This window comes from Congzhengia minquanensis (assembly GCF_014384785.1).
GTDB lineage: Bacteria > Bacillota > Clostridia > UBA1381 > UBA9506 > Congzhengia > Congzhengia minquanensis.
In genome coordinates, this window is record NZ_JACRSU010000002.1 from 48,110 (window position 1) to 62,594 (window position 14,485).

General features: G+C 44.2%; 12 protein-coding genes. All 12 read right to left on the reverse strand.

Annotated features, from left to right (window positions below; genetic code table 11):
• Positions 1–6: 6 nt before the first annotated feature.
• Positions 7–1,386 (reverse strand): DUF4340 domain-containing protein, encoded by a 1,380-nt coding sequence (locus H8698_RS05390; RefSeq protein ID WP_249311592.1) that lies wholly within the window; start codon positions 1,384–1,386, stop codon positions 7–9.
• 130 nt (positions 1,387–1,516) lie between these two features.
• A complete protein-coding gene (locus H8698_RS05395) occupies positions 1,517–2,809 on the reverse strand; it encodes an FAD-dependent oxidoreductase (protein ID WP_249311594.1) in 1,293 nt (430 codons plus the stop codon).
• Between the two features lie 13 nt (positions 2,810–2,822).
• Complete coding sequence (locus tag H8698_RS05400) at positions 2,823–3,281, reverse strand: acyl-CoA thioesterase (protein WP_177679933.1); 459 nt, start codon at positions 3,279–3,281, stop codon at positions 2,823–2,825.
• A 127-nt stretch (positions 3,282–3,408) separates the two neighbouring features.
• The gene (locus H8698_RS05405) at positions 3,409–3,678 is read right to left on the reverse strand and encodes a DUF3795 domain-containing protein (RefSeq protein ID WP_249311596.1); all 270 of its coding nucleotides are present in this window, start codon (positions 3,676–3,678) and stop codon (positions 3,409–3,411) included.
• 194 nt (positions 3,679–3,872) lie between these two features.
• The gene (locus H8698_RS05410) at positions 3,873–4,679 is read right to left on the reverse strand and encodes a GNAT family N-acetyltransferase (protein ID WP_249311597.1); all 807 of its coding nucleotides are present in this window, start codon (positions 4,677–4,679) and stop codon (positions 3,873–3,875) included.
• A gap of 55 nt (positions 4,680–4,734) precedes the next feature.
• Complete coding sequence (locus H8698_RS05415; protein ID WP_249311598.1) at positions 4,735–6,126, reverse strand: aminopeptidase; 1,392 nt, start codon at positions 6,124–6,126, stop codon at positions 4,735–4,737.
• Between the two features lie 84 nt (positions 6,127–6,210).
• A complete protein-coding gene (gene dnaJ, locus H8698_RS05420) occupies positions 6,211–7,332 on the reverse strand; it encodes a molecular chaperone DnaJ (protein ID WP_249311600.1) in 1,122 nt (373 codons plus the stop codon).
• A gap of 85 nt (positions 7,333–7,417) precedes the next feature.
• A complete protein-coding gene (gene dnaK, locus H8698_RS05425) occupies positions 7,418–9,256 on the reverse strand; it encodes a molecular chaperone DnaK (protein ID WP_249311601.1) in 1,839 nt (612 codons plus the stop codon).
• Positions 9,257–9,300: 44 nt separating this feature from the next.
• Positions 9,301–9,867, reverse strand: a complete 567-nt coding sequence (gene grpE / locus H8698_RS05430) for a nucleotide exchange factor GrpE (RefSeq protein WP_249311602.1) — start codon at positions 9,865–9,867, stop codon at positions 9,301–9,303.
• A gap of 5 nt (positions 9,868–9,872) precedes the next feature.
• Positions 9,873–10,931 carry a heat-inducible transcriptional repressor HrcA gene (hrcA, locus tag H8698_RS05435; RefSeq protein ID WP_249311604.1) on the reverse strand — a complete coding sequence of 353 codons (1,059 nt, stop codon included), beginning with the start codon at positions 10,929–10,931 and terminating at the stop codon, positions 9,873–9,875.
• 111 nt (positions 10,932–11,042) lie between these two features.
• Positions 11,043–12,059 (reverse strand): DNA polymerase III subunit delta, encoded by a 1,017-nt coding sequence (gene holA, locus H8698_RS05440; RefSeq protein ID WP_249311606.1) that lies wholly within the window; start codon positions 12,057–12,059, stop codon positions 11,043–11,045.
• The gene (locus H8698_RS05445) at positions 12,046–14,481 is read right to left on the reverse strand and encodes a DNA internalization-related competence protein ComEC/Rec2 (protein WP_249311608.1); all 2,436 of its coding nucleotides are present in this window, start codon (positions 14,479–14,481) and stop codon (positions 12,046–12,048) included. Before H8698_RS05445 ends, holA begins: the two co-directional genes overlap by 14 nt.
• Positions 14,482–14,485: the final 4 nt, after the last annotated feature.

Here is a 14,485-nt window from a genome sequence, read left to right on the forward strand (position 1 = left end):
CCCCTGTTAGTTTGCGCCTTTTACCGTTTCTTCAAGTTTCGAAAGCACGCCTTCAAAATTCTTTTTGTTCGTTATGCTGTTGCCTTTTCCGTCAACGGTAACGCGGTAATTCCGCTCGTCAACCGGCAGAAATTCAACCAGAGTAGTACTGCCGTCTTTCTTCGTATATTTAATGTAGGCCGCAGGGGTTACAGTTGGCTCTTTGGTTAAATCAAGGCTGTCCAAGCTGATGCCGATTACTGCCTGATAAGCCTTTGAAAAAGTTTCTTTTTGAATTTTAACACCATTGATGTAATATTCCTCCGCGCCTTTTTCGCCCTTGATTTCCATATCATATTTCGTGTTGCCTGAAACCACTTCCACCTTATCAACGTTGCTGATATATTCCACGTGAATTAAATTGCTCATCAAATCCACATAGGCTACGTCTAAAAACGTCAAACTGGATTTCGGCACCGCATAAACGGTGTCGTAACCCTCCTCCATTAAAAACCTGTAGGTTTCGGTTTTCCCGCCGACTTTCATATTAAGTGTTTTATCCGCCGTACCTACAGAAAACTCAGCATAGGGGGCGTCAAGACCATATATGCTTAAATTATCCGGATGGTCCTCCACCACCGCCGCTGCCTGAAACGCTTCAAAACAGCTAATAATTTTGTCTGTAAACACTTGTCCGTTCATTTCAGCAAAAACGGGTTCCAGCATCCTCCACTGATAGTTTGGATTTTCGCTGGTTCCAATGTTTGTGTTTTCAAGCTTAACCGCCGTGTTGCCCTGTTTTGACATATAAACATGTTTTAAGGTACTCAGGTCGGACGAGTCTACCGAAATCAGCGATAGGTCGCGCAGAGACTGGCTTGAAGGAATTAAACTTTCTGAGCCATAGGTGTTTTTCAGATAAATCTTCTCATCGTCTGACACCATAATATAATAGTCCTGCCCGTCCAGCGTTTTGTTGCCCACCGTAATTCTTTTTGTCGTGCCATCGTTGAAGAAAAGCTCGGCATAGCCTGTGGGAGCTGAAAATCCGAAGTCAGCTGCTTTTTCCGAAGTTTCCGAAACCGTTTTTTTCACCGACACAGACGTGCAGGTGTAAAGAAGCGATTTTACGTTAGTCTGTTTGAGGCGGATTGTGCTGTCGCCATTCATCACCCAAGTTTCACCGCTTAAAGACACCGCATATTCCTCATCGGCATTTTTAATTTGAATTTTCGATACGTTTTCACTGTTCCCTTTATATATGCTGAACATATCGTCTTCAGCGGGCTGCTGCGTGACATTCGCGCTGTTATCGTTTTCCGGCAGATATTTTGAAACGAAATACATCGCGCCGCCCAAAACGGCAACCACTATGGCGATAATTATAATATTCCGGTATAATTTCATAAGTTTTCCTCCGTGTCATACAAGATTAACATTATTATTTTACTACAACCGGACGTTTATTTCAAGCGTAACATGTGATAATTACAAAAAGTTTAAAAAAAGGCGGAAAGCGTAAGCTTTCCGCCAAAACTTATACTTCGTTGTTAGGAAGGTATGCGCCGATCGTTTGAAGGCTTTTAAAAAGCTCCGGCAGTTTCACGTTTCTTACGTCTTCTGCCTCACATGCCAAAGCCGCGGCGGTGCCTGCCGCCTGGCCCGTGATAAAGCACCCCGGCATGACGCGGACAGAAGCCTGCATCTGCCTGTCAGTTCCAATACACCGCCCCGCCACTAATACGTTTGAAAATGATTTTGGAACTAACGACCGGAATGGAATGCCATAAGACTCACCTTTTTTAAACCGCAAGGTTTCATATTCCTTTTCAAAGCGTTCATATTCCTTTTTGTCCGTGTTCATTACGTGAATGTCAACCGGATAGCAATAGCGACCGATTTCATCTTCAAACACAGCACGCGAAATAAAATCGTTAACGTTCAATGTATAGTCGCAGGTAATTCTGCGGGACTCCCGCACGCCTAAAATTGCAGCAGTGCCGCAAAGGGACATGCGCTCATAACCTTTTAAATAGGTTTTATAATATGTTTCATATTCCATCATGGATTTTCTGCCCCACATCATTCCTTTGGACAGAGAAACCTCATCTGTTGGGTTCACGCCAAAGGTGTGTCCGATATTGCCGCCGCCTATGCCGTCTTCCCGGTGAAAAAATCCGGGCAGGTGGCGGTCTTCAAAACTGAGCACACCGTCTTGAAAGGCCTGTTCTATATACTTGTTTTCAGGCTCGCAGATTTTATCACGGTCTATATTTGCCCATAAACTGCAAAGGGTTTGGGGCATCACAGTTCCGTTTTCGTCTCCCATTTCAAACTCACCGCCGCCAAAGGCGCACAAATCACCGTCGCCTGTGCAGTCAATGTAAATTTTAGCTTTCACGGTAAACAGTCCGCTTTTTGAACCCAAAATCACCGATTCAATCCGTCCGTGGCGGGCAATGACGTCATAAACGGTAGTGAAAAAGGAAAATTGAATTCCCGCCTGCGTAATAATCCTGTCGTATTCCCGTTTTAATTCTTCTGTGTCAATGGGCGTCCAATATGTATTAAGCGGCACGTGCTTCGATACGTTTTTTCGAATTTCAAGCCCAATGCCGGAAGCGACCATATTCACTCCGTCGTCAAAGGGCGCAAAGGCCGGCACCATGCCGGACGTGCCAAGCCCGCCAAATGCGCCGCAGGACTCGGCAAGAAAGACTGATTTTCCTTTTTTTGCAGCAGCAACCGCCGCCGCTACACCTGCTGCACCGCCGCCTGCCACAAACACATCGGTTTCATACTTTTGAAACAACTCTTTCTGATATAACATTTTTTTCCTCCAATCAGCCTTTATACTCCATTCTCCGCGCTTTTCTTAATTTTGCATTTTCATATTCCGTCCGTTCTTCCTCAGTTTCTAAAATCAATCCCGGTACCTCTGTTGGCCGCTCATTTTCGTCCAGTGCAACCATAACCACATAGGCGGTGTTAATCAACTTTCGCTCGCCGCTTAATTCCTCCACATAAACCGTAACTTTAATTTCCATGGAGGTTCGTCCGGCATAGGTTATTTTTCCTAAAATCAACACGGTGTCGTTAGCATATGCCGGCGCCTGAAACTGAAGCATATCCACCACGGCTGTTGTAACATTTCGTCCAGAATGTCTGCGGGCAACTACGGCTGCAACTACGTCAATCCAGCCCATAAGCTGGCCGCCGAACAAACGGCTGTATCCGTTTAAATTTCCCTGTGATAAAATGTGAACCTGTTCCGTAAAGGAATCTGAAACTTTTTTCTTCATGTTTACCTCAATTTTCTAAATGTTTTATAATTTCGGGCCATGCGTCTTCCGGATAGAATCTATGCGCGCCCTCGCTAATATATATCTTCCCTCAAAAAGAAACCCTTTAACAAGTTAAATTTTGTTGCTACCCTTCCTGTTTCCACAGTTTGCACTGTTCAATTCTTGCACCAGATGGCGTATCACCATGTTCAGGGTCACAGGAGTACTGCGTCAATAAATCACAAGGAATATCGGGACAGTCGCCACAATGCACAAACCCCTTATTTTGACAGCACTTTGCCACAGGACATTCTCCATGAAACGGATTACCTTTTGTTTCTATACAGCCCAAACAGCCACACGAATCTTTGTATGTACAGCCTGTACAATGTAGTCCGCATCTTGAATCAATCATATTCAAATACCTCCTGAAACTTTGATTTTATCGATTTGGGCACCAAATCATCAAAAACCGTTGCTATTTTAGATACTTTAATCTCTGAAAAAGCCAGTAATTTTAATGGTGTTCACAGTTAAAAGTTTTTGGGTAGCACGAAACCAAATACTATTTTTTATAATATCATAACACCGCAGAAATACAAAGTCAAGTCAGTCCAGGAATAAATTCATATATATGCCGTGTCTGTCGCTGTCAAATCCTAAAATTGTGGTGTCCGTTTTTCCATTTAATTCAGAAATCTCCGGCAAAGTATAAATTATTTTCTCCGCATAAAAATATTGTTTTAAAAATTGGCTCCCAGTTTTAATTTCTTCATCCGACATGGTTGTTTCTTTCACAAAAACCGTTTTGTCATACACCCTGCCCAGCAAAATCCGTTCGCGGCCGTCAATTAAAATTTTCTTTGCAAATCCCCCTGTGGACCTTGCTTCTGTTATCATATATGCAAGCATCTTTTCATCCCAGGAAACAAGAGGTGCAAACGCCTGCTCGCGCAGGTGAAAATAGTCGTGTGCAGAAATGTCTGACATGTTAAAAGACGCACAGCCATTAAAATGACTTGCATCTATCGTTTTTAAACAGTACATTTCCTCAAGGCCAATTCGTTTATAAAAGGAAAACAGTTTGTCGTTTGCCGGGTGAAGGCCAAATAAAATGTTTTTTTGCTTTGCTTCTTCGCGTATGAACTCCAACATTTTTTGGCACACCGAATTTCCCCTGAATTCCGGCAAAACCCCAATGGCATATCCATACAGGAAATCTCTGTGAAGCAGCGACGCCTTCAGCAGGTAAACAACGCCAATTGCTGTTTCACCGCTGCACGCAACCACCGTTTGGCCGGGTGTGTAAAGATGTTGAAAAAACATGTTAATATAATCGTCACTGTCGCCAAAGCACACTTTCCAGATGTGCTTTAGCTGCGGAACGTCTGTCTTATCTGAAAATCGTATATTCAAATATCTTTTCCCCTTTCTGCAAAAAGAGGAGGGATATCTTCCCTCCTCTTGTAAGTTACAATGTAATAAATGCCTTATACGCTCTATAGGTCATGTAAATATCCAGTTTTGATGCAATTTCAAACGGTGCATGCATGGACAAAAGAGCAGTTCCGCAGTCGACTACTTCAATATCTAAGTTAGCCGCAAACTGCGCAATGGTTCCGCCGCCGCCAATGTCAACCCGTCCCAGCTCACCAGTCTGCCAAATAACATTGTTTTGATCCAATACACCGCGCACCACCGACATAAACTCGGCATTCGCATCAGACGTTCCGGATTTTCCCCTGGAACCGGTAAATTTGGTCAGCGTGGGGCCGTGGCCCAAGTAGGCTGCATTGTTCTTTTCGTTTACGTCGGGATAATTGGGGTCAAACGCCGCATTTACGTCTGCCGACATGCACTTGGAGTTGCGGAATGTTTCAAGCTTTAATAGCTCGCTGTAGTCGCCTTTTGTTTTTGAAATTAACTGGGCGGTGCCATATTCAAAGGCAGCGCTGAGCATTCCTGTGTTGCCCATAGAACCAATTTCTTCTTTGTCAACCAAAACACACGCAACCGTTTTTTTCGGGTTTTCCGACTCGCAAACAGCGCGAAGTGCAGTGTAGGCGCACACTCTGTCGTCCTGTCCATAACCGCCGACCATGCTTCTGTCAAGACCTAAATCGCAGGCCTTGAACGCGGGCACAGCCTCAATTTCGGCTGTCACAAAATCATCTTCTGTGATACCGTATTTCTCATTTAACAGTTTCATCACAGCCGTTTTAAACTTGTCTTTTTCACAGTCGTCCGGCATGCTTCCGATAATCAGGTTCAGGCACTCCCCTTCAATGAGTTCACCGCCCTTTTTCTGCATTTGTTTTGACGCCAAATGCGGAAGTAGGTCGCTTACACAGAAAATTGGGTCACCAGCTTCTTCGCCGATTGTAAAATCAACCTTTGTGCCGTCTTTTTTATACACAACGCCGATCAGAGACATGGGCATTGCTGTCCACTGATATTTTTTAATTCCGCCGTAATAATGGGTTTTAAACAGCGCCATATCCGCGTCTTCATAAAGCGGGTTTGCTTTTAAGTCCAAACGCGGCGAGTCAATGTGGGCCACAACAAAATTAATGCCTGACGTAATATCCTCGCTTCCTATGTTTGCAAGGTATAGGCCCTTGCCGCGGTTATTGAAATAAACCTTGTCACCGGGTTTTAGGCTTTCTTTCGTGCTAATATCGCAAAAGCCGCTGCGCTCTGCAATTTTTATTGCCTCTTGTACGGCCAGGCGCTCGGTTTTTGAAGAATTTAAAAACTGGATATAGTCGCCGCAAAACTGAAAAACGTCTTGTTTTTCCGCTTCTTTTAAGGACTCCCAGCCGTTTTTATTGTCGCGTAAAAGTTCTGACATTGTTCTATTCATTGCCTTTCTGCCCACAAGATGAAATTGCGTAAATGGTTTATGTGGGCCATAAACCATTTACTATAATAATGCCCTTTAGAATCGTTATTTATCAAAAAATCCCTTCGATTTTGGCTTTGCCATTCCTGCAAATTCACGGAGCAGGTCCTTTTGTTTCTTTGAAAGGTGTTTCGGCACTTCAATGTTCACCCTGACATACTGGTCGCCGCGTCCTGAGCGTTTCAGATATGGAATTCCCTTGCCCTTAAACCGAAAAACCGTTCCCGGCTGTGTTCCCTCCGGTATGTCATACTTCACCTTACCGTCTAACGTGGGCACTTCCACAGTTGCACCCAAGGCCGCTTCTGCAAAGCTTATGGTCATGTCGTAGGACACGTCAAAACCGCTACGTTTAAAATCAGCGCTGGGGCGAACATTCACAGCAACATACAGGTCACCGCTAGGCGCGCCGCTTTCGCCCACATTGCCCTGGCCGCTTAACGAAATTGTCTGACCGTCATCAATTCCGGATGGAATTTTCACTTTAATTTTTCTTCCCTTTTTAATTTTGCCCTTGCCGGCGCATTTCGGGCATGGATCTTTCACTACCGTACCCTTGCCGCCGCAGGCCGAACAGGTCGTTACTGTCTGCATGTTTCCTAAAATAGTTCGCTGTGTGGACCGAACCTGGCCAGTGCCGCCGCACACGGTACAGGTTGCGGTTTCAGTACCGGGTTTTGCTCCCGTTCCGTCGCAGTCGGGACAATTTTCAATCCGGTAAATATTAATTTCTTTTTCACAGCCAAACGCCGCCTCTTCAAAGCTAATAGTTACCTGTGCAGACACATTGCTTCCGCGCTGCGGGCCGCGCCTGGATGTACCGCGGGAGGAAAAACCGCCGCCAAAAATATCGCCGAATATGTCGCCCATGTCAAAGCCGCCGAACCCGCCAAATCCTCCAAAGCCGCCGCCAGCGCCTCCTCCGGCGCCAAAGTTGGGGTCTACCCCTGCGTGGCCGAACTGGTCGTAGCGGGAACGCTTTTCTTTGTCCGACAAAATTTCATATGCTTCGCTGACCTCTTTAAATTTTTGCTCGGCCTGTTTATCCCCGGGGTTTAAATCCGGATGATATTGTTTTGCAAGTTTTCTATAGGCTTTTTTAATTTCATCATCGGTTGCAGATTTTGATACACCCAAAACCTCATAAAAATCTCGCTTATCTGCCATAAAATTCACCCTTTACCAAAACATTCCGCAAACCCACAGCAGATATTACGCTGTGGGTTTGTTTCTGAAACAGTTTCATTTTTAATTAGTCTACTTCCTCAAAATCAGAATCAACGACATTATCACCATTGTTTCCGCCTGGAGCATTTCCATCACCGGGGTTCGGGCCGTCCTGCGGAGGCTGCTGCCCCTGTGTTGACTGATATACTTTTGAGCTGACCTCATAGAACTTTTTGGAAAGCTCCTCAGTCGCTGCTTTAATTGCCGCAGAATCGGTGCCCTTTAAGGCCTCTTTCACTTTGGCAATCAGGCTTTCAACTGCCGTTTTATCAGCAGCATCAACCTTGTCGCCCAAATCTGCCAGCGATTTTTCGCTCTGATAAACCAACGTGTCTGCGTTATTCCGAATTTCAATTTCTTCTTTCTTTTTCTTGTCTTCCTGTGCAAATTTTTCTGCTTCTTTTACAGCCTTGTCAATTTCATCGTCTGAAAGGTTTGTATTGGCTGTAATCGTAATATTTTGTTCGTGGCCGGAGCCCATGTCCTTGGCAGATACATGAACAATGCCGTTCGCATCGATATCAAACGTAACCTCAATTTGCGGAACGCCTCTGGGCGCCGACGGAATTCCGTCCAAATGAAACTTACCCAATGTTTTATTATCTGCAGCCATCTCCCTTTCACCCTGCAGAACATGAATTTCAACGCTTGTCTGTCCGTCTGCTGCAGTAGAGAATATCTGCGATTTTTTCGCAGGAATGGTGGTGTTTCTGTCAATCAATTTTGTAAACACACCGCCTAAGGTCTCAATACCAAGTGAAAGCGGTGTTACGTCTAACAGCACAACGCCGCTGACGTCGCCGGAAAGCACGCCGCCCTGAATTGCAGCGCCAACTGCAACACATTCGTCCGGGTTAATGCCCTTGTGGGGTTCTTTGCCTGTCAGATTTTTCACTGCTTCCTGCACAGCCGGAATTCTGGAAGATCCGCCGACTAACAACACCTTGTCAATGTTGCTTGCAGATAAGCCAGCATCGGCCAGCGCCTTTTTCGAGGGTTCCATGGTTGCCTCAACCAGGTCGTGTGTCAGTTCGTCAAATTTTGCACGGGTCAAGGTAACGTCTAAATGCTTCGGTCCTGTTGCGTCTGCTGTAATAAACGGCAGATTGATATTGGTGGTCGTCACGCCAGAAAGCTCAATTTTTGCTTTTTCAGCAGCTTCCTTTAATCTCTGGAGTGCCATTTTATCGTTTTTCAAATCAATTCCGTTTTCCTTCTGGAATTCAGATGCCAAATAGTCGATAACCCTCTGGTCAAAGTCGTCGCCGCCCAGGCGATTGTTACCGTTTGTTGCAAGCACCTCAAAAATGCCGTCGCCAAGCTCTAAAATAGAAACGTCGAACGTTCCGCCGCCTAAGTCGTAAACCATAATTTTCTGGTCACCGTCTTTGTCCATGCCATAAGCAAGGGCTGCCGCCGTAGGCTCGTTGATAATTCTCTGAACTTCCAGTCCCGCAATTTTGCCTGCGTCTTTTGTCGCCTGTCTCTGTGCGTCGTTAAAATAAGCCGGAACAGTGATAACCGCATGTGTTACAGGCTCGCCCAAATAGCTTTCTGCATCGGCTTTCAGTTTTTGCAGAATCATTGCCGAAATTTCCTGGGGAGAATAGCTTTTTCCGTCTATGTCTGTTTTCTGCGAGCTTCCCATTTCTCTTTTAATAGAGATAATTGTTCTTTCAGGGTTTGTAATTGCCTGTCTTTTTGCAACCTGCCCAACCAGTCTTTCGCCGTTTTTAGAAAATGCAACCACAGAAGGGGTTGTTCTTCCGCCTTCGGCGTTTGGAATAACGGTAGGCTCCCCGCCTTCCATAACTGCTACACATGAATTCGTTGTGCCAAGGTCAATACCAATGATTTTTGCCATAAGTCATTCCTCCTAATATATAAACAAATAAATTTTTAACAATGTTAATTTGCAACCTTTACCATAGAATGCCGAATCACTTTTTCTTTATATTTATAGCCTTTCATAAACTGCTCTATCACAACGTTAGCGTCATACTCGTCGTCGTCAACATGCATCACCGCATTGTGAATATTGGGGTCGAACTGTGTGCCCAGTGCCTCAATTTCAACCACACCCATTTTCGCTAAAATTTCAAAAAATTGTTTCGACACCATTTTCACGCCTTCTGAAAATTCAGAGTGTTCCGTTTCGTCCAGCGCTGAGATTGCCCGGTCGAGATTGTCCGCCACCGGAAGCAGCTTTTCTAAAGTTTCGGCTACCGCAAGGCTATACATTTCGTCCTTTTCTTTCTGCGTGCGCTTTTTATAATTGTCATACTCCGCCAAAACCCTTAAATATTTGTCGTAAACCTCATCATATTTCTCTTTTTCAACGGTTTTGGGTTCCTCTGGTGTTTCTTCCGCCAATTCGCCGGATTTAGCAGTGACAGGCTCCTTTTCTTCCTGAACGGCATCCTCCACGCGTTCTTTTTCTTTCACTTCGTTTTCCTTTGTTGGCTTTTTGGCCATTTTCATCACTCTCCATTGTCATCAATATACAGTTCTTTTAAAAGCCTGTCAAGGTAATTGGATATTTGATTAATATTTGCAATTACCTTAGAATAGTTCATTCGAGTCGGTCCGATAATACCAAGCCGGCCCGCCGCTCTCCCCCCCAAGTGGTAGTTCGTGGTGACAAGGCTCAAATTCTGCATAATATCCAGCCCGTTTTCGCTGCCGATTCGGACATGAATTGCATGCTCGTCGTTTTCTTCTGCGTCCGACAACACCTTGGCAACGGACTGTTTGTCGTCTAAAAACTCGATAAACTCTTTGGCGCGCGTAACGTCTCGGTATTCGGGAAAATTAAAAATATTCGTAACGCCGCTTAAGTAGATTTCCGTTTCCTTTTGAATGTCGTCAATAATATCGGAAATAAAATCCAGCACCGGAAACAGCATTTCATAATTTGAACCAAGTGCTTTTTTAATTTCATTGATTTTTTTCACATCAATTTCATTTAAAAGCAGGCCGGAAAGCTTCTCCTTCATCAGTGCTGAAACCTGAGGGATGATTTTGTGGTCTACATTTTTTGGGATGTAAACCCGCTTGTTTTTCATGATGCCCTCGTTTGTTACCAGAATGATCAGCATGGAAGATGCGTCAACAGGAACAAGTTCAATGGTTTTGATCGCACCGTGTTTCATTTCAGGTGTCATTAAAACAGCGGTGTAATTTGTAAGCTGTGAAAGCACCACAGACGCCTGCCGGATAACCTTGTCAAACTGGTTCAGCTTCATTTCCATAGCAACGGCAAGCAGATCTATGTCCCGTTGGCTCACTTCATAGCCGTTCATCAGTTCGTTAACATAAAACCGATACCCTTTGTCCGACGGAACCCTGCCCGCCGACGTGTGAGGCTGTTCTAAATAGCCCATTTCCTCTAAATCGGCCATCTCGTTTCGGATGGTCGCGCTGGAAAGCCCCAAATCAAGGTTCTTTGCGATATGCCGTGAACCGACTGGTTCCGCATTCGTCACATATTCATTTATTATGGTATGAAGTATTTTTCGCTTTCTTTCATTCATTTCCATAACCCTTCACCTCGTTGTTAGCACTCTACCTTATCGAGTGCTAACATTAAAATATCACTTTTTTACAGAATTGTCAAGCAATAAATTATGAATTTTTTATGAAATTCAAAATTATCCGGCAAAATCGGCAATCAGCCTTTGCAAAAGCACGGTTTTGTCACCCTGGCTCAGTTTAAAATTCCGATCGGTATCAACACACATTGTCAGCAGCCGTTCTAAGTTTTCCCTCGTATATTTTGCACTCAATGTGATATATTTACTCACAAGAAACGGCGGTATTTTGCTTTTGGACGCAATTTGTGTCCTGTCCAGCCTACTTTCCGTCATCAGCTTCACAGTTAAAATTTTATCCACGCTGGAGCTGATTGCACCGAGAATTCTTGTTTCATCCTCTTTTAACGAGCATAAGTCGTTTAGTTTTGAAAGTGCGGCATAGGCATTCTGAGAAAGCATTGCGTCCACCATGTCGAACACTTTGTTTTCAATTACCGGAACTACTACGGCGTCGATGTCCGCCCGGGTGATTTGAATTTCACCCTGGGTGAAAGCGGCCACTTTTTCTGCCTCATGCTTTACCGCCATCATGCCTTCGCCCGTAATTTCAATTAAATATTTCGCGTCGTGAGGGCTGATGACCTTTCCCAGTGTTCTAAACAGACCAATGGTCCAGTTAATCATTTTATTTTCAGATAAATAAGAAAACTCTGCAAACGCATTTTGTTTTTGAAATTTTTTATATAGCCCGCTGCGCTTGTCTACCTTTTCCTCGTCAAAAACCAAAAACACATCTTCGGGAATGTCTGAAAGCCGTTTCTCCCAAAACTCCTTATACTCTTTTGTGGCCGTATCCTTGCCGGATATTGTAAAAATCATAGAGTTGCGAAACGTTAAAAGTTTTGAGTCAGACATAACAGGCAGCGCCTCAATGGCTTCGTCCACTGCTTTTAAATCATACTTTCTGCCATCAAACTCAAACACATTAAACTCCGGCATTTGAGCCGGGGTGATTTTTTTCAACAGCTCCGCTTTGCTGTGTGCTTTTAAAAATACCTCCTCGCCATACAGCAAGAGAACGTTTTTTTCCATTTTATCCTGTTTTAAATATTTTACAAATTCATCGTAGTTCATATAGCCCTCCCGCAGCCGAATTTTCATCAAATTGAATTCCTTTTATTTCTTTATTGTCAAAATAAAAGGTCACATCTTTGTTTTTATCTGCTCTATAAAATTCTATATTTCGTGACGTTAATCTTTGCAAAACCTCCTGTTTCGGATGTCCGTAGCTGTTTTTCCCCACCGGGATAAACGCAAATTCAGGTCCTACAGCATCTAAAAACTTTTCGCTGTTAGAGGCATCTGAGCCATGATGTGCAACTTTTAAAACATTTGCCGGCACCAACTCAGGATAAAGCGCCGCTGCATAATTTTCACCCTCCTGTGATAAATCGCCGGTATATAAAAACGAAATATCTCCATATTCCAGCTTTAACAAAAGTGAACGGTCGTTTTCATTGTCTTCTTTTGTAAAGCTTAGAAACTTTTCGTCCGGCATGATTGCCGTAAGCTTCATTTCATCATTGATTTTCAAAACATCTCCATGCTTAAAAAAAGTCACCGGAACGTCTTTTTCTTTTGCTTTTTCCAACAGGGCTGCCCCCTCCGTTGTTGTGCCGAACCCCTCCGGCACGATCAAGTTTTTCATTATCATTATATCTAAAAGGCCTGTAATGCCGTTTACATGGTCTTCATGTCCGTGACTGGCAACCGCATATTCTATGTCATACACGCCGTTTTGGACAAGATAGGGTTTTACAACATTTTCCCCTATGGAATTGTTGTTTTTCTTACCGCCGGCATCAATTAAAATATCACAGTTGCCCGGCGCCTTGATCAGGGCACAGTCCCCCTGCCCGACATTAATAAAAGACACCTCTGCCACGTGGTAAACCGAGATATTATAACAAAGAAGCGTTAAGGAAAGCGCTGCAACAGAATACAACGATATAAAGTAACCGGTTTTATTGCGCTTTACCAATGTAAAATAAACCACGAGCATCGCAAAAGCATAAATTATTAAGAAAAAAGGTGTGATGTCGCCGAAAACCAGCTTGGCAAACGGAGCGCCTGCAAAAATTTGAGCCGTCTGTATCATATATTTTGCGCACAAATAAAGAAAACCGGCAATGGGAAACGCAATTGTCTGGCTAACCAGCCCAACCGCCACAAACAACAGGCCGCCTACCAGCATTGGGGCTAAAACCGGATTAATCACAACCGTCGCTATAACAGACATCACGGAAAACTCACGGAACAAATGAATCAGGATGGGAATGATAAAAATATTTGCAGAAAGGCCCACCGCCGTTAAATCACAAACGGCTTTAACAATAGCACGAATTTTAGAGGCCGGTTTAAGCCTTGCATAGACAAATGAAAATGTTTCAGACATACCGTCCGCGAATAACAAAATGCCCAATGCTGCGGCAAAAGAAAGCATAAACGACGCATCAAACACCACCAATGGATTGAATACACATAAAATAGCTGCTGCCTCGGCAAGTGCTGTTTTTGAATCTGACCGCTTAAAAACAAGCTTTGCCAAAATAGCGAATATGCTGACAAATCCGGCCCTGACAGTTGCAATGGACGCACCGGTAAAAACGACAAACAGAATCACCGCGCCAGCGGAAATGACAAGCTGTTTTCGTTTAGAAATTTTTAAAAACTTTAAAAGAGCAAGAATGCACGCCAGAAAAACTGCAACGTGCATACCGGATACCGCCAGAACATGGGACAGGCCGCTGGCGGAGAATATATCCGAAACCTCGGGTGAAATCGACGACTTGTCCCCCATAACATATGCTTTCAAAACACCGCCTTCCTTTCCCGGAAATGCGGTGTCAAAAAGCGAAGCGCATTTATTTCGGAATTGATAAACAGCATCAGAAACGGGGTGCGCATTATGCCCCGTAATATGCAGATTTTCGGTGTTTGCAACCGCCTGAAAATAAACACCTTTCGATTTTAAATATCTTGCATAGTCGAACCCGCCGGTGTTCATTGCCCCGTCGGGTACCGCAACTTCACACTCTGCCATCAGAATGTCACCGCGGTTTGGCACGGGGAAGTTTCGCCTACCGTCGTTAAAAAAACAAATTACTGAAATTTTTTCATCAATTGCTTCTGATTCATCTCTCCCCGTTGAAACGGACGTGGCCTGCAAAAGGAAACGGACATAGCGGTCTGAAATTTCTGGCTCTTCATCGATTTCACCCGTTAAAAGCACCGGTTCGCCGCAGTAGGGGTACAGCGGCCTTGTTGAAATATCATCTGCAATTCCGTAAAGAACGGCACCTGTGCAAAACAACACCAAGGAAGCTGCTAGAATCAGGTTTGGAAACAGCTTCCGCGTTTTAAAAAAAAGAACCAATGCGGTTAAAACAGCGCAAAAAATGACTGCGAAAGACACGTCAGGTCCTAAAACAGCCAGCAGATACATTCCCGCAACAACGGAAACAGAAAGCCATAACATCGGTCTTTTCACAGTCATATTT

Excerpts from the sequence above, each read along its gene's own strand:
- hrcA (WP_249311604.1), bottom strand. The coding sequence starts at position 10,931 with ATGGAAATGAATGAAAGAAAGCGAAAAATACTTCATACCATAATAAAT.
- H8698_RS05405 (WP_249311596.1), bottom strand. The coding sequence starts at position 3,678 with ATGATTGATTCAAGATGCGGACTACATTGTACAGGCTGTACATACAAA.
- H8698_RS05400 (WP_177679933.1), bottom strand. The coding sequence starts at position 3,281 with ATGAAGAAAAAAGTTTCAGATTCCTTTACGGAACAGGTTCACATTTTA.
- dnaJ (WP_249311600.1), bottom strand. The coding sequence starts at position 7,332 with ATGGCAGATAAGCGAGATTTTTATGAGGTTTTGGGTGTATCAAAATCT.
- H8698_RS05445 (WP_249311608.1), bottom strand. The coding sequence starts at position 14,481 with ATGACTGTGAAAAGACCGATGTTATGGCTTTCTGTTTCCGTTGTTGCG.
- holA (WP_249311606.1), bottom strand. The coding sequence starts at position 12,059 with ATGAACTACGATGAATTTGTAAAATATTTAAAACAGGATAAAATGGAA.
- H8698_RS05395 (WP_249311594.1), bottom strand. The coding sequence starts at position 2,809 with ATGTTATATCAGAAAGAGTTGTTTCAAAAGTATGAAACCGATGTGTTT.
- H8698_RS05390 (WP_249311592.1), bottom strand. The coding sequence starts at position 1,386 with ATGAAATTATACCGGAATATTATAATTATCGCCATAGTGGTTGCCGTT.
- grpE (WP_249311602.1), bottom strand. The coding sequence starts at position 9,867 with ATGGCCAAAAAGCCAACAAAGGAAAACGAAGTGAAAGAAAAAGAACGC.
- dnaK (WP_249311601.1), bottom strand. The coding sequence starts at position 9,256 with ATGGCAAAAATCATTGGTATTGACCTTGGCACAACGAATTCATGTGTA.
- H8698_RS05415 (WP_249311598.1), bottom strand. The coding sequence starts at position 6,126 with ATGAATAGAACAATGTCAGAACTTTTACGCGACAATAAAAACGGCTGG.